This window comes from Agrobacterium tumefaciens, from assembly GCF_031801495.1.
GTDB classification, from domain to species: domain Bacteria; phylum Pseudomonadota; class Alphaproteobacteria; order Rhizobiales; family Rhizobiaceae; genus Agrobacterium; species Agrobacterium tumefaciens_K.
Genome location: NZ_JAOEGC010000002.1, coordinates 89,196 through 109,259 on the forward strand (window position 1 = coordinate 89,196; position 20,064 = coordinate 109,259).

16 protein-coding genes are annotated in these 20,064 nt (G+C 58.6%); 8 read left to right on the forward strand and 8 right to left on the reverse strand.

Annotation, left to right across the window (positions count from 1 at the left end; genetic code table 11):
* Positions 1-50: 50 nt before the first annotated feature.
* Positions 51-1,118 carry a ubiquinol oxidase subunit II gene (cyoA, locus tag N7578_RS09875; protein WP_311112455.1) on the reverse strand — a complete coding sequence of 356 codons (1,068 nt, stop codon included), beginning with the start codon at positions 1,116-1,118 and terminating at the stop codon, positions 51-53.
* A 329-nt stretch (positions 1,119-1,447) separates the two neighbouring features.
* Between cyoA and N7578_RS09880 the strand changes: the two genes are divergently transcribed.
* The 3 genes from N7578_RS09880 to N7578_RS09890 all read left to right on the forward strand — a co-directional run bounded on the left by N7578_RS09880 (position 1,448) and on the right by N7578_RS09890 (position 10,453).
* Positions 1,448-2,773: an MFS transporter gene (locus tag N7578_RS09880; protein WP_311110181.1), complete on the forward strand. Its 1,326-nt coding sequence runs from the start codon at positions 1,448-1,450 to the stop codon at positions 2,771-2,773.
* Between the two features lie 406 nt (positions 2,774-3,179).
* Entirely contained in the window at positions 3,180-8,687 is a 5,508-nt protein-coding gene (locus N7578_RS09885) for a glutamate synthase-related protein (protein WP_311110182.1), read from the forward strand.
* A complete protein-coding gene (locus tag N7578_RS09890; RefSeq protein ID WP_311110183.1) occupies positions 8,684-10,453 on the forward strand; it encodes a sulfite reductase subunit alpha in 1,770 nt (589 codons plus the stop codon). Before N7578_RS09885 ends, N7578_RS09890 begins: the two co-directional genes overlap by 4 nt.
* A gap of 59 nt (positions 10,454-10,512) precedes the next feature.
* Here the strand turns inward: N7578_RS09890 and N7578_RS09895 are convergent, their stop codons facing one another.
* The 5 genes from N7578_RS09895 to fabA all read right to left on the reverse strand — a co-directional run bounded on the left by N7578_RS09895 (position 10,513) and on the right by fabA (position 14,533).
* The gene (locus N7578_RS09895) at positions 10,513-11,109 is read right to left on the reverse strand and encodes a TadE/TadG family type IV pilus assembly protein (protein ID WP_311110184.1); all 597 of its coding nucleotides are present in this window, start codon (positions 11,107-11,109) and stop codon (positions 10,513-10,515) included.
* Positions 11,106-11,702 carry a TadE/TadG family type IV pilus assembly protein gene (locus N7578_RS09900; RefSeq protein WP_311110185.1) on the reverse strand — a complete coding sequence of 199 codons (597 nt, stop codon included), beginning with the start codon at positions 11,700-11,702 and terminating at the stop codon, positions 11,106-11,108. Before N7578_RS09900 ends, N7578_RS09895 begins: the two co-directional genes overlap by 4 nt.
* 202 nt (positions 11,703-11,904) lie before the next feature.
* A complete protein-coding gene (gene fabI / locus N7578_RS09905; protein ID WP_311110186.1) occupies positions 11,905-12,711 on the reverse strand; it encodes an enoyl-ACP reductase FabI in 807 nt (268 codons plus the stop codon).
* 6 nt (positions 12,712-12,717) lie between these two features.
* The gene (gene fabB / locus N7578_RS09910; protein ID WP_311110187.1) at positions 12,718-13,941 is read right to left on the reverse strand and encodes a beta-ketoacyl-ACP synthase I; all 1,224 of its coding nucleotides are present in this window, start codon (positions 13,939-13,941) and stop codon (positions 12,718-12,720) included.
* Between the two features lie 76 nt (positions 13,942-14,017).
* Complete coding sequence (fabA, locus tag N7578_RS09915; RefSeq protein ID WP_138794211.1) at positions 14,018-14,533, reverse strand: 3-hydroxyacyl-[acyl-carrier-protein] dehydratase FabA; 516 nt, start codon at positions 14,531-14,533, stop codon at positions 14,018-14,020.
* Positions 14,534-14,837: 304 nt separating this feature from the next.
* On the opposite strand from fabA, the gene irrA reads away from it, so the two are divergent.
* Positions 14,838-15,257 carry an iron response transcriptional regulator IrrA gene (gene irrA / locus N7578_RS09920; RefSeq protein ID WP_311110188.1) on the forward strand — a complete coding sequence of 140 codons (420 nt, stop codon included), beginning with the start codon at positions 14,838-14,840 and terminating at the stop codon, positions 15,255-15,257.
* Between the two features lie 55 nt (positions 15,258-15,312).
* On the opposite strand, the gene N7578_RS09925 is transcribed toward irrA, so the two are convergent.
* Complete coding sequence (locus N7578_RS09925; RefSeq protein ID WP_311110189.1) at positions 15,313-15,951, reverse strand: trimeric intracellular cation channel family protein; 639 nt, start codon at positions 15,949-15,951, stop codon at positions 15,313-15,315.
* A 77-nt stretch (positions 15,952-16,028) separates the two neighbouring features.
* On the opposite strand from N7578_RS09925, the gene N7578_RS09930 reads away from it, so the two are divergent.
* Positions 16,029-16,547 (forward strand): hypothetical protein, encoded by a 519-nt coding sequence (locus N7578_RS09930; protein WP_311112456.1) that lies wholly within the window; start codon positions 16,029-16,031, stop codon positions 16,545-16,547.
* Between the two features lie 17 nt (positions 16,548-16,564).
* Here N7578_RS09930 and N7578_RS09935 read toward each other — a convergent pair whose 3' ends face one another.
* On the reverse strand, positions 16,565-17,269 hold the full coding sequence (locus N7578_RS09935) for a YoaK family protein (protein WP_311110190.1): 705 nt from the start codon (positions 17,267-17,269) through the stop codon (positions 16,565-16,567).
* Positions 17,270-17,494: 225 nt separating this feature from the next.
* Here N7578_RS09935 and N7578_RS09940 point away from each other — a divergent pair, with 225 nt between their 5' ends.
* The 3 genes from N7578_RS09940 (at position 17,495) to N7578_RS09950 (ending at position 20,061) form a co-directional block, all read left to right on the forward strand.
* Positions 17,495-18,436, forward strand: coding sequence for an ABC transporter substrate-binding protein (locus N7578_RS09940; RefSeq protein ID WP_311110191.1), 942 nt, complete (start codon positions 17,495-17,497; stop codon positions 18,434-18,436).
* Between the two features lie 66 nt (positions 18,437-18,502).
* Complete coding sequence (locus N7578_RS09945; RefSeq protein WP_311110192.1) at positions 18,503-19,276, forward strand: ABC transporter permease; 774 nt, start codon at positions 18,503-18,505, stop codon at positions 19,274-19,276.
* Entirely contained in the window at positions 19,276-20,061 is a 786-nt protein-coding gene (locus N7578_RS09950; RefSeq protein ID WP_311110193.1) for an ABC transporter ATP-binding protein, read from the forward strand. The genes N7578_RS09945 and N7578_RS09950 overlap by 1 nt, the downstream gene beginning before the upstream one ends.
* The last annotated feature ends 3 nt before the right edge of the window (positions 20,062-20,064 follow it).

Below are 20,064 nucleotides of genomic sequence, written 5' to 3' on the forward strand. Positions count from 1 at the left end.
ATTCAAATCATAAAGCGGCGCGAAAGCGCGCCGCAGATAATCGGTTTGTGTTAGCCGGCGTTGCCGGAATGCGGCGTCATTTCCGCCTTGATCTGTGGCATTGCGGCAGGTTCGAAAGTCTGGCCTTCGATGGCAGCCGGTGTGGATTGCGGGCCGCTGGCAACGCCATAAGGCGAAAGCGGGGTGCAGACCACGGAATTCAGTGCCTTGGCGATGTCGATGCCTTCCTTGCCACCGCCGCCATTGGCGTCGATGTGCATCATGTCACGCATGCAGAGCTTGTTGGGTTCGACGCAACGGTTGAGGATGGCGTCGTAGAGCTCCGGGTCCACGTTGGCGAAATACTGCACCGGCTCACGCTCGGAAGGCTTCGCGAAATCCAGGTACTCCATCCGGCCGAACGGCTTGCCGCCGTCCTTGATCTTGGCAACCCACTGGTCGAAGCCGCCCTGGCTCAGGCCATGGAACTTGAAACGCATGTGCGAGAAGCCCGGTCCGGAGAAGTTGGCCGAGAAACCGTCGTAGACGCCTTCCTTGTTGATGACCGCGTGCAGCTTGGTCTGCATGCCGCCCATGGCGTAGATCTGGCCTGCAAGTGCAGGAACGAAGAACGAGTTCATCGCCGTGGTACCGGTGATCTTGAAATTGATCGGAACGTCGACAGGCGCGGCGAATTCGTTGACGCTGCCGATGCCAAGCTCCGGATAGAAGAACAGCCACTTCCAGTCCATCGCGACGACTTCGACCGTGATCGGCTTCACGTCAGCCGTGACTTCACGGTTTTCATCGATGCGGTCGATGGGACGGTAGGGATCCAGACGGTGTGTGGCGATCCAGGTGACGGTGCCGAGCATCAGGATGATGGCGACGGGCGCCGACCAGATGATCATTTCCAGGCGCGTCGAATGATGCCACTCTGGATCATAGTCCTCAGCCTTGGCAGATTCGCGGTATTTCCATGCGAAAAACAGCGTCAGTGCCAGAACCGGAACGATGATCAGCAACATCAGAACGGTGGAGGTGATGATAAGGTCCGCCTGCTGGCGGGCGACATCCCCCGAGGGGTTCATCACGACGAGATTACAGCCGCTGAGCAGCAGCAGCGACGATAGGCCCATAAGGGCCGCGGATAATTTCTTGATCGTGCGCACGTTCTTGAACTCGATTATTTCATTGTGTCTCGGGGTTAGTTGCCAAACGTCATTTAATAAATGCGTAATTTTGTCGCGCCGCAGCGAATTTTCGCAGTGCGGCAAGAAAAGCACAGAACCCTTTTAGGACGCGGATGCCGGGGGATTATCGCATAGAGCCCCCGTGGGGCAAGTCCTTTTGGGGATTCTGTTTGACCGCCCTCAAGGCCTGTGTGACAATCCGTCGCATGTAACGTGAACGGAAGAGGAGCCGTTGGCGTTACCGACATAGTTCGCGATACGCAGGAGGGAATATCATGAGTTATATCGATGCGGCCTCATCCTATACCGGGCCGAATGGATCACAAGGACAGGCAACGCCGGTCGCCGTTGATCCGGATCGCATTACGATCGCAGTCATCCTGGCGCGGATGACCGAGTTCTTCGACTTTTTCGTCTACGCCATCGCCTCGGCGCTTGTATTTCCTTATGTGTTATTTTCGTTCGCGGACCCGCTGACGGCAACGCTATACTCTTTTGCGGTCTTCTCGCTTGCCTTCGTCGCAAGACCCATAGGTTCCCTCATCTTCCTCCAGATCGACCGCAAGTTCGGTCGTGCCGTGAAGCTGACAGCGGCGCTTTTCACACTCTGTGGCTCCACGATGGCGATCAGCTTTCTGCCTTCCTATGCAGAGGCGGGCGTGGTCGCACCGGTCCTGCTGGCCTGTTTTCGCATCGGCCAGGGCGCTGGCCTTGGTGGTGCCTGGGATGGGCTGACATCGCTTCTAGCCATGAATGCGCCTGAAAAGCAGCGCGGCTGGTATGCGATGATGCCTCAGGTCGGTGCTGCCATGGGGTTCGGCCTCGCCAGCGCATTCTTCATCATCTTCGTGACCCAGCTGTCCAATCCGGAATTCCTGGCCTGGGGCTGGCGTTTTCCGTTCTTTGTGGCGCTTGCGCTGAACGTTCTGGCGCTGTTTGCCCGTCTTCGCCTGATCGTCACTCCGGAATTCCAGGCCATGCTCGAGCAGCATGAGCTGGAACCCAAGCCGATGTTCGAAATGCTGCGCCATCAGTCGCGCGTGGTTTTCACCGGCGCCTTCGTGCCGCTGGCAAGCTTTGCGCTGTTCCATCTGGTGACGGTTTTTCCGATCAGCTGGGTGACGCTGAATACGAACCAGAGGCTTTCGGATTTCCTTTTCGTGCAGTTCATAAGCGCCATTATCGGTGGCGGTATGATCGTGGTATCCGGTGCGCTTGCCGATCGGATCGGCCGCCGCAAGCTGCTGGCGATCGCCGCGGTGTTGATCGCGCTCTTCAGCTTTGCCGCGCCTGTCCTGCTGGATGGGGGTGATATCGGCCGCTATCTCTTCGTGCTGATCGGTTTCTCGCTCCTCGGCCTGTCCTTCGGTCAGGCGGGTGGCGCGTTGGCGTCCCGTTTCAGTCGAGAGTATCGTTATACCGGTGCATCGCTCACCTCTGATATCTCCTGGCTGATCGGTGCCGGTTTCGCTCCGCTTGTGGCCCTCGGATTTTCGTCCGAATTCGGCCTCTTTGCGGTAGGCATCTATCTGCTATCCGGCGCGATCTGTACCCTCGTGGCGCTGGGTTTCAGCCGCACCCTCGACATGCCGTCGGAGTGATCCGGGAAATTTAAAAATATCTTTAGCGCAAGCGCCGCGGAATCCTGTCGGATTTCGCGGCGTTTTTGTTTTTTTATTGCGCGAAGCCATTTTAATCTTGACTAGATGCATCATAAAATATTATGTAAGTAATACTGACGTAATTCGGTGAATTTTATCCCGGCAACCGGTCATCAGGAATGGCAATGCGAACGACGAAAACGATTATTTGCGAAAAAGCGGCATCCGCCGCCGCGCTGATTGGCGCGCGCAAAGTGACCGTTCGCAACATTAAACGCCGCTAAGCATAAAACATGAGGAGCAGCCAGGTCGCCTGCGGCTCCGTCCGCAGAGGGGATGGCCGTGTCAGCCGCCCTCTTGGGAAAAGATGGCGATGCAGGGGAATGCGCAACGAGAGGAGACGCCCGTGGCAATGACTGAGCAGAACACCGGTCTTTACGATGCAGCTTTTGAAAAAAGCAGCTGTGGCGTCGGTTTCATTACCCGCAAGGACACAGCCCAGACGCACGACGTTCTCAAACGTGGACATGAAGCTCTCTGTGCGGTGCCGCATCGCGGCGGCATGTCGGCCGAAGGTGTCGGTGACGGCGCGGGTATCTCGGTAGACCTGTCTCTTTCATTTTTCCGGACGCTGACCGGAGATGACACGCTTGCTGCCGGACGTTTCGGTGTCGGCAACTTTTTCCTCCCGCAGAATCCGGCCTTTCACGATCGTGCTGTCGAGATCATCGGCGACGCGTTGCAGGAGCAGGGTTTCTCCGTTCTTCTGGTCCGCGATGTGCCTGTCGATGACACGGCTATCCGCCCTGCAGCGGTTCGCTATCAGCTGCCGATCCGCCAGTGGGTGTTTTCCGCACCCGCGGACAACAAGACCCTGGGCGAATTCGACTGGCGCATTCACAAGGCGTTGCTGGCCATCGAGGCCGTTGCCTACACCGCGCCGGAGCTTGCCGGTTTTTACCCGCTGTCGCTGAGCGCCCGCACGCAGGTCTTCAAAGGGCGCCTCAACTCCAATGAGGTCATGCCCTATTTCTGCGATCTGGTGGACCCGCGCCATGAAGTGCATACGATGTACTTCCATACGCGCTTCTCCACCAACACCGATCCGCATCCGTCGATGGCTCAGCCTTTCCGCCTGATGGCGCACAATGGCGAACTCAACACGGACAAGAAGAACCGGCTCTCGGAAGCGGCTGTTGCCCTGGCACGCAACGCCAGCATCATCCGGCCGAAGGGCCAGTCGGACAGCTGCCGTCTGGACCAGAGGCTGCAGGCGCGCGTGATGGAGGATGGCCTCGATCTCGTCACGGCCGTGGTGTCGATGATGCCGCCAGCCTGGGAAAACGACGACACCCTGTCGCCCGAGGTAAAGGCGATGCTGGAATATTTCTCACTGTACGAGGAAAAGAACGATGGACCGGCTGCGCTGATCTTCGGTGACGGCACCATCATCGGTGCGCGTCTCGATCGTCTCGGTCTGCGTCCGCTCCGCACGGTGGAGACGCAAGACTACCTCTGTGTCATGTCGGAAGCCGGTCAGATCGCGTTCCCGGCGGAAAGCGTCATTCGTCGCGGCCGCATCGAGGCGGGCGGCATGCTCTATTACAATCATGCCGAAGGCCGGGCGTGGTCTACCGTTGAAGCGCTGGAAATGCTGGCGTCGCGCCGGGATTACACCACCCTGTTGCGGCAGGCGCGGGTGATGCTGGAAGAACTGCCCGAGGTTCCCGCTGACAAGCAGGGCTCGCCGCTGCGCTACAATGGCGATCTGGAACGCCACCAGCGTTACGTCGCCTATTCCCACAATCAGGAGAGCTTCAAGTTCCTGATGGATCCGATGCTAGCCTCTGGCGCCGAAAAGATTTCGGCGATGGGCTATGGCAATGCCATCAACGCGCTGTCGGATCAGGAAGGCGGGGTTGCGAAGTATTTCTCGCAGCGCTTCGCACAGGTCACCAACCCGCCGCTCGACAGCATCCGCGAGGCGGACGGCATGACGTTGCGCGTGGCGCTGGGCGCAAAGCCCAATAGCGGCGCGAAAGCTGCACGTCAGATCGTCGTCCGTTCCCCGATTCTGACCCATCTCGACATGCTGCGTATCCGTGAGCAGGCAGAAACACCGGTTCGCCGTTTCGAAATGCTCTACACGCCGGTCTTTGCCGACGCGCGCGCCAATGAAGAGGCGTTGAAGCAGGCGATCGATGGCGTCTGCGAAGAGGTTGCGGCCTTTGCTGCGGCCGAAGGCGGTATCGCCGTCGTGACCGACCGGCATGTGGCGGCGGATCGCGCCGCGCTGCCGATGATCATGGTCGTCTCGGCCATCAATCAGAAGCTGATCGAGGAGGGGCTGCGCCTGCGCGTCTCGCTGATCGTCGAAAGCGGCCAGTTTTCCTCATCGCATCACATCGCCGCTGCACTCGGCTTCGGCGCTTCGGCGGTCTATCCGCTCGGCGTGCAGTTCCGTGCCGAGGAAAAGTTCGGTGCGGAAGCCGACAAGGCGTTCAAGCGTTTTGCCAAGGCTGCTGAAAAGTCGCTGATGAAGACGATGGGCAAGGTCGGGCTCTGCACGGCGGAAAGCTACATCGGTGGCGAGTTCTTCGAGCCGAACTTTCTCGATACCGAAGACCCGGTACTGAAGCGCTATTTCCCCAATGTGAAGACGCCGGTGGGTGGCGTGAACTTCGCGGTGATTGCGCAGGCTGTTGCCGACTGGCATCGCAAGGCGCTGACGGTGAAGGCCGAAAACGACATTCCGTTGCTTGGTCTTTTCAAGGAGCGCGCGGAAGGTGCGGGCCATTCCTATGGCACCATCGCGGTTCGCGGTTTCGTGGACATGACGGAAGAAAAGATCGGTTTCGACAACGCCGAAACCGAAAACGAGGACATGTTGCGCCTCCTACCGCTCAACAGGCTGGAGGATGCCTTCGGTCTGGATGACAAGGCATATTTCCACAGCAGCTTCGATCGGCTGACGCCCGAGGCGATCGACAGGTTTGAAATCACGCCCGGATACCGTGCCTTCGCCCGCATGATGGCGGAAGAACGGGCACGTCGTCCCGCCGCTTTGCGCGATGTGCTCGAATTGCCTGCTGACGTTACCTTTGCCGGCTCGGCCGAAGAGTTCCGCCGTGAGATGGGACGTTTCTCGCGGCAGGGCAACAACAGCTTCATGGTCCGCGGCCTGCTGTGCAACCGCGTGAATGACGATACGTTCCGCCTGCAGCTGACCGGCCCGCAGGGCCACAATCTCGCCCGGCTTGCCGCGCTCGGCCAGTCGCTGGTTGATCGTTTCGGACAAGATATCGCCGGTCACTGGCTGGAAGGTGGCGCTCTTGCCGTACAGGCAAAGGGTGAGGCGCTCGCCTATCTCCAGCTGATCCGCACCGCGCCGGATAGCATCCCGCTCGGTTCCGTGCAGAAGGCAAGCGAGATCACCGCAACGCTCGCTTCCGGTGCGATGAGCCATGGCGCTCTGGTCGCAGCCGCGCATGAGGCGGTGGCGCACGGCACCAACATGGTCGGCGGCATGTCGAATTCCGGCGAGGGCGGAGAGCACATTTCCCGCTACGGCACGATCCGCGCCTCCCGGATCAAGCAGTTCGCATCCGGTCGCTTCGGCGTCTGGGCCGGTTATCTGGCCGACCCTATGCTGGAGGAAATCGAGATCAAGATCGGTCAGGGCGCAAAGCCCGGCGAGGGCGGGCAGCTTCCATCGCCCAAGGTCACGGTGGAGATCGCCGCTGCGCGTGGCGGCACACCGGGTGTCGAACTGGTTTCGCCGCCGCCGCATCACGATACCTATTCCATCGAGGATCTGGCTCAGCTCATCCATGACGCGAAGGCGGCCCGCGTACGTGTCATCGTCAAGCTTGTGTCGTCCGAAGGCATCGGCACGATTGCCGTCGGCGTCGCAAAGGCGGGCGCCGATGTCATCAACGTCGCCGGTAATACCGGCGGCACGGGCGCGGCGGCTGTAACCAGCCTCAAATACACCGGCCGCGCTGCGGAAATCGGTATTGCCGAAGTCCATCAGGCGCTGTGTGCCAACGGCCTGCGCGCCAAGGTACTGCTGCGCTGCTCCGGCGCGCACCAGACGGCAAGCGATGTCGTGAAGTCCGCACTTCTCGGTGGCGACAGCTTCGAGTTCGGAACCACGGCGCTGATGATGCTGAAATGCGTCATGGCGAAGAACTGCAACATCAAGTGCCCGGCGGGTCTGACCACCAATCAGGAAGCCTTCAATGGCGATCCGCGTGCACTGGCGCAGTACCTCATGAACATCGCCCATGAGACACGCGAAATTCTGGCCGGCCTCGGGCTTCGCTCGTTGCGGGAAGCGCGTGGCCGTTCCGACCTGATGCACCTCCTTGATCATCCGGCCAGCGTCGGCCAGCTCGATCTCAGGGCAATGCTGACCGTGGTGGACGAGGTGATGATCGACAATCCTGTCTACATGGAAAAGGACTTTGCGCTGGATGATGCCTTTGTCGATCTGGTCCGCTCGGCGCTTGTCGACAGCAAGCGCGAAACCATCGAGCTTGGCGGCAATCGTTTCCTCAACAATTGCAACAAGAGTGTCGGTGGGCAGCTTGCCATCGATATCGAGCGTCTGCTCAACCATGAACTGACGGAAGAGCAGGTCGCAGGTCTGCCTGCCGTTCGTCAGGACGAACGTGGCCGCCGTTTCCTCGAGGCGGGTTCGGTGCGAATCGATACGTCCGGTTCTGCCGGCCAGTCGTTTGGTGCTTTCTGCAACGACGGCATGGTCATGGTTCACACCGGCACCTGTAATGATGGCGTAGGCAAAAGTGCTTGCGGCGGAACCATCGTCGTCCGCTCGCCGGGGGGCGGTTCGGATGAGGCAGGCGGCAATGTGCTTGTCGGCAACTTCGCGCTGTTTGGTGCCACCGGCGGCCGTACCTTCGTCGAGGGGCAGGCAGGCGACCGTTTTGCCGTGCGTAACTCCGGTGCAACCGCCGTTGTCGAAGGTGTGGGCGATTTCGCCTGCGAATACATGACCAATGGCGCGGTGCTAAACCTCGGCAGCTTCGGCAAGGGTTTCGGCAACGGCATGAGCGGCGGTTTTGTCTACCAGTACGACCCCTATGGCGATCTGCCGAAGAAGGTCAGCCACGATTCCATTCTGCTGGGATCGATCACCGGTGACGATGAACAGGCTGCCATCCATCATCAGGCCGTTCATCGCCTGCTGACCTGGCATGTCGCGGAAACCGGTTCCGCCAAGGCCGCATGGCTTCTGGAAAACTGGGAGAGCGAACGGCATAATTTCGTCTATGGCATGCCGCGCGCCCTGCTGCTTTATCAGGACAGCGACGAAATCCTGAAGGCGAAGCCACGCAAGGAGCTGCTTGAAGAGCTGGCGACCGCGCTTGCCGTCCATCAGGTGCGCAAGTTCAAGCTGGCCTATCGCGATCGCAAGGCGGTGCTGAACGGCACCGTGCCGGGTTACGGCGAAACCGATACGGAAGACATGTATGCGCTCCTCAACAACTACACCGTGTTGAACATGGCGCAGGCCATTGCCATGCAGCGCGTGCCGATGGCGAGCGGCCCTTCCGATCCGGCAATCGAAAAGGCGGTGCGTAATCTGATCCTTACGGAAGACTATGCTCTGATGCAGCGGTTGCTGAAATATGCCCGCGAGGCGCTTTCTGACCACAGCGATGAGCAGCTTGCCGTGATGATCGCAGCCAAGCGATTGGATGACTACAAGCAGGCCTTGGCGCGACGGAACATCTGGTCCGTGGATAGCCCCGGCACCTATGGCTGGATCATCCAGCAGAACCGCAAGAACATCGAAAAGATCGGCCGCCTGCCGGGTTACGAGGAGCTTTTTGCTGCCCGCGCCATTCCCGATCTTGGAATCGCCTCCTCCCAGAACAGGGCAGCATGATGAAGATACCCTATATCCCCGAAGACGCCCCCTTCAATGGCGATCAGCGTGCATGGCTTGCAGGTTTTCTGGCGGGTCTTCATTCCCGCACTGCTCTGGCTGGCGACACAGTGGTTTCCACGGCTGCGGCGCCCAAGGCCGCTCAGGCTGTTTTGAACGTGCTGTTTGGAACGCAGACGGGCAACGCCGAGGCTCTGGCAATGGATATCGCCGCCGCGGCGCGCACGCAGGGCCTGCATCCCATCGTTGCCGGTCTGGATGAGGTGACGATGGAAAGCTTTGCGACGATGAAGCGGGTGATCGTCGTCACGTCCACCTACGGCGAAGGCGAAATGCCGGACAATGCCCAGCTTTTCTGGGAGGCGCTGTCCGCCGATGCCGCGCCGCGGCTGGAAGCCATGAACTTCGCGGTGCTTGCTCTGGGAGACACCGGTTACGACGGCTTCTGCCAGGCCGGCAAGCTCATCGATACGCGACTGGAGCAACTCGGTGGCAAGCGCATTCAGACCCGCCTCGATTGCGATATCGATTTTGAGGACGCCGCCGCCGGCTGGATTGGCGAAACGCTGCCTATGGCCGTCGCCGTGGATGGTGGCGCGGCTTCCGTTGCCATCACACCAGCCGCCGCCGAACCGGAAAAATCCAAGCAGGGTTGGAACCGCAAAAATCCTTATGCCGCGAAGCTCAGCGTCAACCGCTCCCTTTCCGGCGCTTCCTCGTCCAAGGAAATCCGTCACTACGAATTCGATCTGGGAGAGAGCGGGCTGCAATATGAAGCGGGCGATGCGCTTGGTGTGGTTCCCGTCAATGATCCGAAACTGGTGGAAGCGCTGGCCGCACGGCTTGGCAGCGACACCGATGGCGTTGTCGTAGGGTTTGAGCCGCCGCTCGGCGATCTCCTGATGAAGTCGTTCGAGATATCCACGCCTTCCCGTGATCTGATCAACGAGGTCGCGAAGCGTTCGGGACACGAAGAGCTCAATCACATCCTTCTGAATGGCGACAGGGAGCAGCTTGCTGCCTTCCTCTGGAGCAAGGATATTCTCGACCTGCTTGCGCTCGGCGATGGCAAGCTCTTTGACGTGGCGGAATTCATGAAGTTTCTGAAGCCGCTTCAGCACCGCGCCTATTCCATTTCCTCGAGCCCGTTGGTTGCCGTAAACAGCGTCCATCTGACAATTGCCAGCGTCCGTTACCGTGCCGAAGGCCGCGATCGTGGTGGTGTCTGCTCGACCTATCTCGCCGACCGCATCGCGGAAGATCAGGACGCCGGTATCTTCGTCTCGCAGAACAAGGCGTTTCGTGTTCCCCAGAACGACGATGCTCCGATGATCATGGTGGGGCCGGGAACGGGCATTGCACCTTTCCGCGCTTTCCTGCAGGAGCGTCAGGCCCGAGGTGCCAAGGGCCGCAACTGGCTTTTCTTTGGCGACCAGCACCGTCAGGCCGATTTCATCTACGAGGATGAGCTTGGCGAAATGAGCCGCACGGGTGTGTTGACGCGTCTCGATCTCGCGTTTTCACGCGATCAGGCCGAAAAGATCTACGTCCAGACCCGCATGAAGGAAAACGGCAAGGCGCTTTATCAATGGCTGGAGGAGGGCGGCCATTTCTACGTCTGCGGCGATGCTACGCGTATGGCGCGGGACGTTGATGATGCGCTTCACGCAATCGTGGCCACTGAGGCGGGTATCTCTGCCGAGGCGGCGAGTGATTACGTAAACCGCCTGAAACGCGAAAAGCGTTACCTGCGCGACGTATATTGAGTGTTTCTGCCTGTAGGAGAAAAACTCGACCATTCAGGCTTCAAAAGCTCGGGCTGTCTTCAGCAGTCCGAGCAGGTAATTTCCTGATCGCGCTGTTTGAAGTAGTACTCGCGCCCGATCGGAATCTTCTGAACATCTGAGGACAGATTCGGCATGAACATCAGCAGGTTGTGGTCAACCGAAAGCTCGACGTGAACGAGGAATGTGCTCGCGATGAGCAGCCCTTTGGGAACCGTGACGCTGGATCCCGCCGTATAGGGCTTTCCTTCCGTCCCGTCCCATGACCATGACCAGGCTATTTTCGCCTGGGTCTTGTCGTCGATCTTGATGCCGCTGATCTTCAGCTTGAGGCCATTTGCATTGTGCGGCGCGAATATCGCCTGGGTTACCACCGGCGTCGTCTGCAGATAGGCTTTGTCGACCGAGTTTTTCTTCGAAATCAGGTCGTTGATAGATGCGGTTGCATGGCTCGCGCGTTTGAAGGCGCTGTAGGCCAGCGTGAGTTCAAACGAGGTCAGATAGAGCGCGACCAGGATAGGAAAGATGATTGCAAACTCGACGGCACCCACACCGCGCCGGTCTTTGCCAAACCGTGATGCGAGGCCCATCAGCCGCGTTTTCCCTGAGCCCATGACTGTCAACATACGCTCTCTCATGGGCTGCCACTCGTCACGTATTTTTCATTCATGAAGGCGTCTGTCGCGACGATCAGGAAATGTGACGGCATGGAGCCATCGGCAGGGCGTATTTTCGTCAGATACGGGCGAATGATGTCGGCGACAACCTGCCATCGGTAATAGACGCGCAGCATGTTGATCGTTTCCGGTCCGCCGGGCTTGAAACCGAACTGGCTTTGATCGAGATCGTAATACTGGCCGATCGGCTTCAGCGGAATGGTCGTGGGAACATCCTTGAAGGCGGCAAAGGTCCGCAGATCGATATAGAGTTTCTGCGGTGTTTTTATTTCGTCGGCCGAGCAGGTCATCATCACGGAAATTTCGGTACAGAAGCTCTTGCGAAAGTCCTCTTTCGTAATCGTGCTGCTGATCTGGCCGGTACGCAGACGCCGCGCCATCGTGTCCGTCGCGCTGGTAACGACCTGCTCCGCCATCAGGGCGATGAAGGTTTCGATGATGGCGAAGACGACGAGGAAATAGGGGATGGCGAGAATCGCAAATTCGATCGCCGCAGCTCCATCGCGCGAGACACGGAGTTTTCTCAGCGATGTTTTCAGATGGGCCAGTCGCATGGGGCGATGTCGATCTTTATGGTATGCGGCAAACGCCAGCGCTGCTAAAATTCATTACAGACCATAACCAGCTGGTCTTTAAATTCTCTTACCTTGAAAACTTGAAGTTTAACCGGCGTTTGCCTGTGATATTATGGTTATGGAAAACATAAAGCCCGGCGCTTGGCCGGGCTTTATTAGATTACATTTGGAAACCGTGTCTTTATTCGGCATCTGCCTTCGACAGGACTTCGAGTGTCGGCGTAGACGTAATGTTATAGCCACAATCCACGTAATGACACTCGCCTGTCACGCCGCGCGACAGGCTGGACAGCAGGTAAAGCGCCGATCCACCGATATCGTCGATATCCGCCGTCCGCCGTAGCGGAGCGTTTTTCTGGTTCCAGGAATAGATGGCGCGTGCATCCGAAATACCGGCGCCTGCCAGCGTGCGGACGGGGCCAGCCGAAATGGCATTGACGCGGATGTCGCGGGGACCGAAATCGGCGGCAAGGTAGCGAACCGATGCTTCCAGTGCTGCCTTGGCGACACCCATGACATTGTAGTTTGGAATGACGCGTTGCGAACCATTATAGGTCAGCGTCAGCATGGATCCGCCATTGGTCATCAGTTCGGCAGCGCGCTTGGCGATTTCCGTGAACGAGAAGCAGGAAATGACCATCGTGCGGCTGAAGTTTTCGCGTGTCGTATCCGCGTACAGGCCTTTCAGCTCGTTCTTGTCGGAAAAGCCGATGGCGTGCACGACGAAATCGAGTGAGCCCCACTTTTCACGGATGGCTGCAAAAAGAGCGTCTACCGATGCGATATTCTCTACATCGCAGGGTACAATGAAATCAGAACCCAGTTCTGCAGCAAGCGGCTTGACGCGCTTGCCGAGCGCTTCACCCTGATAGGTGAAGGCGAGCTCGGCACCCTGAGCTGCGAGAGCTTTGGAAATGCCCCAGGCAATAGAGTGGTTGTTTGCGACGCCCATGATGAGGCCGCGCTTTCCTTGCATGATGCCGTTCATGGGCAATTATCCGTTATAACGCTGGAAGACGAGCGTGGCGTTGGTGCCGCCGAAGCCGAAAGAATTGGAGAGGATCGTGTCGATCTTCGCGTCGTCTATGCGCTTGCGAACAATGTTCACACCCTCGAATTCAGGATCGAGCGTTTCGATGTGGGCGCTTTCACCAATGAAGCGTTCCTGCATCATCAGAAGGCCGTAGATGGACTCCTGGACGCCAGCAGCGCCAAGCGAGTGGCCCGTCAGAGACTTGGTGGACTGGATATGCGGAATCTTCGAGCCGAAGACTTCGCGGATCGCGCCGATTTCCTTGCTGTCGCCAACAGGGGTCGATGTGCCATGGGTATTGATGTAGTCGACATCGCCCTTCACGGTGGAGAGTGCCTGACGCATGCAGCGGATCGCACCTTCGCCAGAGGGAGCAACCATGTCGTAGCCATCAGACGTCGCGCCGTATCCGACGATTTCCGCGTAGATCTTCGCGCCGCGCGCCTTGGCGTGTTCCAGCTCTTCCAGAACCAGAACGCCGGCGCCGCCAGCGATGACGAAGCCGTCACGGTTCGCGTCATAAGCACGCGATGCGATACCGGGCGTCTCATTATACTTGGAAGACATGGCGCCCATGGCGTCGAACAGGTTCGACATCGACCAGTCGAGGTCTTCGTGACCACCGGCGAACATGATGTCCTGCTTGCCCCACTGGATCATTTCCGCGGCATTGCCGATGCAGTGCGCAGACGTCGAGCAGGCCGACGAGATCGAGTAATTGACGCCGTGGATCTTGAACCAGGTGGCAAGCGTGGCCGAGGCCGTCGAGGACATGGCCTTTGGAACGGCAAACGGGCCGATGCGCTTCGGGCTGGTGTTCTTCAGCGTGATGTCGGCGGCTTCAACGATGGTGCGCGTCGAAGGTCCACCGGAACCCATGATGATGCCGGTACGTTCGTTGCCGCTCACATCGCTCTCTTCCAGTCCGGAATCGGCGATCGCCTGCTTCATCGCAACATGGTTCCACGCACCGCCCTGGCTCAGGAAGCGCATGGCGCGGCGATCGACCAGATCGGTCGGGTCGAGAGACGGCTTGCCCCATACCTGGCACTTGAAGCCATGTTCGGCAAAGTCGGGTGAGAAGGAGATACCGGATTTGGCGTCGCGCAGCGATGCGGTGACTTCGGCGGCATCACCGCCGATGGAAGAAACAATACCGAGGCCGGTGACAACAACTCGTCTCATGAAAGGGACCTTTTCTTAAGAATTCGGCTGGACATTGGGCGCCGCCCGGCATCTGCCGGAACAGGCTCTGTCAGTCTCAGGCGGTCTTTTCCTTCGACAAACCTACACGAAGGTCCGTCGCTTGATAAATGGTTTCGCCATCGGCCTTCAGCCACCCGTCGGCGGTGCCCAGAACGAGGCGGCCGCGCATGACGCGCTTGAAATCGATGCCGTATTGCAGGAGCTTCGTGTGCGGACGCACCATGCCCTTGAACTTTACTTCACCCGTCGACAGAGCCATGCCGCGGCCTTCTTCACCGAGCCAGCCGAGGAAAAAGCCTGTCAGCTGCCACATGCCATCGAGGCCGAGGCAGCCCGGCATGATCGGGTTGCCTTGGAAGTGGCAGGGGAAATACCAGTCGTCTTCGCGCACATCATATTCCGCGCGGATGTAGCCTTTGTCGAAAGCGCCGCCGGTTTCCGAGATTTCGGTAATGCGGTGGACCATGAGCATGGGAGGCAGAGGAAGCTGCGCGTTGCCGGGGCCGAACAGTTCGCCGCGTCCGCACGCCAGGATTTCCTCGTAATTGTAGCTCGATTGCCTCGTTGCCATAGTGTTTCCGTTTCCCGTCTACTGGTGTTGATCGACTTCTGTAGAGCAAGTTAGGTCCAAATTGAAGCGCTGCAAGGGCAGCGAACCTCTCTGGTTCCTCAAGGCTTGTTGTCTGCAGACCGTCTTTACATGGCGCCCGCATACAGGAACCGTAAGGCCTGAACCAGAGGAAATTTGCAAATATGCCCGGTTTGCCGCCATTTGCCGCCGCCGCGGGAGCTTGAAACTATTGAAAGCGCTTTGTGTAAAAGATATATGCTAGGGTAATTGCGCGGTTTTAACCCTACGTCTGGAATGGGCTTGCATGGCATTTGACGCGACATTGGATATCGGAACGAGGCTGCGGCGCTGTGGTCTGCGCCCCACGCGGCAGCGCGTGGCTTTGGGCGATCTTCTTTTCGCGAAGGGTGACCGGCATCTGACGGTCGAAGAGCTGCATGACGAGGCCGTCTGCGCCGGAGTTCCGGTTTCCCTGGCCACTGTTTACAACACGCTGCACCAGTTCACCGAGGCCGGTCTGATCCGTGTTCTGGCTGTCGAAGGGGCACGGACCTATTTCGATACCAACATATCGGACCATCATCATTTCTTTGTTGAAGGGGAAAACGAGGTTCTCGATATCCCGATCAACAATCTGCAGATCGACAATCTTCCCGACGCTCCGGAAGGTATGGAAATCGCCCACGTCGACGTCATCATCCGCCTGCGCCGCAAGCGTGGCTGAAGAACATTCTATCACGATTGATGCGGCGCCTTCGGGCGCCGTTTTCGTTTGCACCTTATTTCAGGATATCTTCCGGAGGCCTTCCGGGCTTCGCTTTGTAAGGTGGGAAGGTCCAGCCGAAAATCAGCGCACCGGAGCGGATCCCGAAGGCTGTCGCCACACCCGCCGCGGATGCGAGATAGAGAGGCGCGCCAAGAAAATAGGCGGCGGTGAAAATCGATGCCCCTGCAAGCGCGCAGCTCACATAAACCTCCGGTCGCAGAAGGACCGATGGCTCACCAGCCAGAATATCGCGCAGAACCCCGCCGAATGTCGCCGTCAGCACACCGGTGACAATGGCGACTGTCGCTGATCCTGTGGCTGCCAGTCCCTTTGCGGCCCCCATGACGCAATAGGCGGACAGGCCGACCGCGTCGAGCCAGATCAGCAGCCGGTAGCGGGATTCGAACAGGTGCGCGGTGAAGAAGACCAGTATCGCGATTGAAACGCAGACGAGAATGTATGTCGGATTGACGACCCAGAAGACAGGTGCTCTTCCCAGAACCAGATCACGGATGGTTCCGCCGCCGATTCCCGTTGCGGCTGCAAAAAAAAGAAAGCCGATGAGGTCTAGCTGTTTTCGCGAGGCGGCAAGCGCACCGGTTGCCGCGAAAACCGCAACGCCTGCGTAGTCGAGAAAACCGAGAAGTGTCATGTATTGGTTCTCCCGAGAGAATAAACCGTCAACGCGTCAGGGTCGCGCAAGCACGGGTGTTTAAGGTCGCCGACCGGATGATCGCAACATCCATAGCCGAAACGATTGCAAAGGAAAATGCCGTGCGGAAAACCATCGTAGCAGCCCTTCACGCATTGGTTCTGTTGATGTTTCCGGCAACGCTTTCTGCGCAACAGCAACTCGTCAGCGATCCTGAAATCTACGAGAAGGATTTTTTCCGCAACGAGTGCAAAGCCGTCGATTTTGGCGATGATTTCGTCACTCGCCTCGATATCAACAATGACGGGCTGATGGATGTGGTGACCAATCGTGGTGCGTTGACCTGCGACGGCAACAGGAGCAGCGCCTGCAATGATGATGGTTGCCCTTATAATTTCTACGTGCAGGTGAAGGAGGGCGGCTACCTGATGATTGCGACCGCCACCATCTACAGCTACGATTTCGTCAAGCGTTTCGGCAACATGGTCTTCGTGCTGAAAATGCATCCGCGCTTTTGCGACCGCACTGATAGCGCGCAATGCGAAATGACGGTGCGCGTTCGTGGAACCAAGTTCGTCACCATCTCGCGGAAATAGCGGGCTACCTTTCGACCCTAGACGCGCGCAATCGTCACCTTTTGATTGTATCGTTGCCGAAGCGAGCGGGGGATGGCCAAGGTTGCGAAAGCCGTCAGATAGATGGATCCAGCCACAACCCATAATGCGGCCGACTGCAGCAAGCCTCCAAGAATGGCGCCGCAGAGGGCGCCGCTGACCATGCCGAGCCATGGCACGACCTGAATGGTCCAGTCGAAGCTGCGGTCGCCAAGGACATATCGGCCAATGCCCCGCCCGAAGCGGGAAAGAGCGCCGGTCACATAAGTCAGTCCGATTGGCAGCCCTTCAATATGTTCGACTGCGGCGTTGACCATGCCCATCGCAAACACCACCGCATAGAACTGTAGGAGTGCCCCATCCTCTCCTCCAAGCAATGCTGCGGCTGCCATCAGCGAGCCGACACAGACCAGGACGGCAAAAAGGCGGCGGCTAAATTTGTGTGCGATCACGATGCCCCCTGCGTTGCCTGCAACGAAAAACACGATTGCAAACAGCAGTTTCGCCGCGTGGCCATAGGCGCCTGTCCCGGCCGAAACCGCCGCCCGCGTCGTATTTCCGGTCATGAAGGACACGAAGTCACCGGAGATGCGAAGCCCGATCGCATCGGTCATCCCTGCGATGAAGGAAATGGCCGCAACGAGTGCGATACCCGTCCGGGTTCGTCTTGCCCTGATGATGTTGCGACGTCTCTGTCTGCTCATGAAAAACTCGACATGGGAAAGAGGGTGCAAGCCGACCGGCTGCTCGTGGATGCTGATCGGCGGAAACGTTCATTTGTAGGACGCGTGCCGCTGTCACCGCAATATCCTCTCAACCCGTCTGTTGTGATTTATTTTGTCTAGACAAGTGAGGAAATGGCACCTACCATGCCTCAAATAAGGCGGGAAACAATTTCGCTCAAAAATAAAGCAACAGGGGAACTTGTCATGAGGAAAAATCGGATGCTCGCCGCAGCCGTTGTGCTGCTTTCGTCTACTGCCGCCCACGCGGAAACGTCGGTTTCAATCGGCATGTCCGGTTGGACCGGATTTGCGCCGCTGACGCTTGCCAAGGCGGCAGGCATTTTTGAGAAAAACGGACTTAAGGTCGATATAAAGAAAATCCCGCAGGCCAGCCGTCACCTTGCGCTGGCATCCGGCGATATCCAGTGTGCCGCAACCACGGTTGAGACATGGGTTGCCTGGAACGCCAATGGCGTGAAATCCACCCAGATCTTCCAGATGGACAAGTCGCACGGTGCAGATGGCATGGCCGTCCGTACAGACGTATCGAAGATCGCCGACCTCAAGGGCAAGACTATCGCGGCGTCAGCGCCCGGCACGTCGCCATACTTTTTCCTGGCATGGATCCTCAAGGAAAACGGCCTCACGCTGAAGGACGTGAAGGTCGTCAACCTTGAGCCGGGTCCGGCCGCACAGGCTTTCGTTGCCGGTCAGAACGATGCAGCCATGACCTATGAGCCTTACCTGTCCACGGTACGCGCCGCGCCGGATCAGGGCAAGATCATCGCCACGACCCTCGATTATCCTGCTGTCATGGATACCTTCGGCTGCACGCCCGCGTTCCTGAAAGACAACCCGGAAGCGGCCAAGGCCTTGGCCAACAGTTATTTCGAGGCTCTCGAACTCATCAAGGCCGATCCCAAGAAGTCCTACGAGACGATGGGCGCGGACGTGAAGCAGTCCGGTGAGGCCTTTGCCGGTTCCGCGAAATTCCTGGAATGGCAGGACAAGGCGGCCAACCAGAAATTCTTCGAAGGAGAGTTCAAGACATTCTCCGAGAAGGCGGCGGACCTTCTGCTTGAGATCGGCGTCATCAAGTCCAAGCCGGATATGTCGACCCTCGCGGATACGTCTTTCATCCAGTAAAACCAGCGGCATTGAACGGCGCGGTGGCGAAAACACCGCGTCTGTTTCTCTTGGCTAGGCGTCACCATGCACCCTCTTCAACCGATCGGAAACGGAACGAGGATAAGCCTCGGCATCCTGTTCTTCGTACTGTTTTTCTTCGCCTGGGGCGTTGCGACCCTGGGCGGGTTTGTATCCCCGACCTTCCTTGCCGACCCGATTACCATGCTGAAGGATGGCATCTATCTGCTGACCGATCAGGGCTTTGCCGCCGATATCGGCATGACCGTCTGGCGTGTGGTCGGCGGGTTCGTTCTGGCGGCGGTCGTGGCCGTTCCCCTCGGAATTGCCATGGGTGCATATAAGCCGATCGAGGCGTTGCTTGAGCCGTTTGTGTCTTTCGCCCGCTATCTTCCGGCCTCCGCTTTTGTACCGCTCCTTATTCTCTGGGCGGGCATCGGCGAGATGCAGAAATTGCTGGTCATCTTTATCGGCGCTGTTTTCCAGATCGTCCTGATGGTGTCCGTTGCTGTTTCAGGCACGCGACGCGATCTGGTCGAGGCGGCCTACACGCTGGGGGCAAGGGACAGAGGTGTGGTGCGCCGCGTCCTCATTCCGGCAAATGCGCCGGATATCGCTGAAATCCTCCGGCTCGTACTCGGCTGGGCCTGGACCTATGTCATCGTTGCAGAACTGATCGGCGCGTCTTCGGGTATCGGTTACATGATTATCAACAGTCAGGCATTGATGGCGACCGGCCAGATCATCTTCGGCATCATCGTCATCGGTGTCATTGGCTTGATTTCGGATTTCGCTTTCAAGTTCGTGAACCGGAAGCTTTTCGCGTGGAGGCTCGCCTGATGAGCGAACTCGTTGTCAAAGGCGTCAGCCGTATTTTTCCGGGTGTGCGCGGCGGGCAGCCGACCCTTGCGCTGCAGCCGACCGATCTCGACATTCCCCGCAACGACTTCGTGACCATCCTTGGGCCCTCTGGATGCGGAAAATCCACCTTGCTGCGCATTATCGCCGGGCTGGACAGGCCGACGACGGGCAAGGTTCTGCTGTCTGGAGAAGAGGTGACCGGTCCCGGAGCGGACCGCGGCATGGTCTTTCAATCCTATACGCTTTTTCCCTGGCTGACGGTGCGAGAGAACGTCGCGTTCGGGCTGCGGGAGCGTGGTGTTGCCGAGAAGGAAAAATGGGAAATCGTCGACAGTTACATCGACAAGGTGGGGCTGCGTGGTTTTGAAAACCATTGGCCTAAACAGCTGTCGGGCGGTATGCAGCAGCGTACGGCAATTGCCCGCGCCTTGGCGAACGGTCCTAAAATCCTGCTGCTCGACGAACCCTTCGGCGCGCTCGACAATCAGACCAGAGGACTGATGCAGGAGCTGCTGCTGGGCATATGGGAGCGCGAACAGAAGACGGTGATCTTCGTGACGCACGACATCGAGGAAGCCGTTTTCATGGCATCGCGTGTTGTTACCATGTCGGCGCGTCCCGGCCGGATCAAGTCGATCACGCCCGTCAATCTGCCGCATCCGCGCCACTACACCGTCAAGGCAAGCCCCGAGTTTTCCGAGCTGCGGGCCGTTCTGACGGAGGAGATCCGCAGCGAGGCGATCGCGGCGGCCGCGCATGGATGAGGC

Bases quoted from the DNA above. Each gene is read 5' to 3' on its own strand.
- cyoA (WP_311112455.1), bottom strand. From the start codon at position 1,118: ATGGGCCTATCGTCGCTGCTGCTGCTCAGCGGCTGTAATCTCGTCGTG.
- N7578_RS09880 (WP_311110181.1), top strand. From the start codon at position 1,448: ATGAGTTATATCGATGCGGCCTCATCCTATACCGGGCCGAATGGATCA.
- N7578_RS09890 (WP_311110183.1), top strand. From the start codon at position 8,684: ATGATGAAGATACCCTATATCCCCGAAGACGCCCCCTTCAATGGCGAT.
- N7578_RS09895 (WP_311110184.1), bottom strand. From the start codon at position 11,109: ATGAGAGAGCGTATGTTGACAGTCATGGGCTCAGGGAAAACGCGGCTG.
- N7578_RS09900 (WP_311110185.1), bottom strand. From the start codon at position 11,702: ATGCGACTGGCCCATCTGAAAACATCGCTGAGAAAACTCCGTGTCTCG.
- fabI (WP_311110186.1), bottom strand. From the start codon at position 12,711: ATGAACGGCATCATGCAAGGAAAGCGCGGCCTCATCATGGGCGTCGCA.
- fabB (WP_311110187.1), bottom strand. From the start codon at position 13,941: ATGAGACGAGTTGTTGTCACCGGCCTCGGTATTGTTTCTTCCATCGGC.
- fabA (WP_138794211.1), bottom strand. From the start codon at position 14,533: ATGGCAACGAGGCAATCGAGCTACAATTACGAGGAAATCCTGGCGTGC.
- irrA (WP_311110188.1), top strand. From the start codon at position 14,838: ATGGCATTTGACGCGACATTGGATATCGGAACGAGGCTGCGGCGCTGT.
- N7578_RS09925 (WP_311110189.1), bottom strand. From the start codon at position 15,951: ATGACACTTCTCGGTTTTCTCGACTACGCAGGCGTTGCGGTTTTCGCG.
- N7578_RS09930 (WP_311112456.1), top strand. From the start codon at position 16,029: ATGATCGCAACATCCATAGCCGAAACGATTGCAAAGGAAAATGCCGTG.
- N7578_RS09935 (WP_311110190.1), bottom strand. From the start codon at position 17,269: ATGAGCAGACAGAGACGTCGCAACATCATCAGGGCAAGACGAACCCGG.
- N7578_RS09940 (WP_311110191.1), top strand. From the start codon at position 17,495: ATGAGGAAAAATCGGATGCTCGCCGCAGCCGTTGTGCTGCTTTCGTCT.
- N7578_RS09945 (WP_311110192.1), top strand. From the start codon at position 18,503: ATGCACCCTCTTCAACCGATCGGAAACGGAACGAGGATAAGCCTCGGC.
- N7578_RS09950 (WP_311110193.1), top strand. From the start codon at position 19,276: ATGAGCGAACTCGTTGTCAAAGGCGTCAGCCGTATTTTTCCGGGTGTG.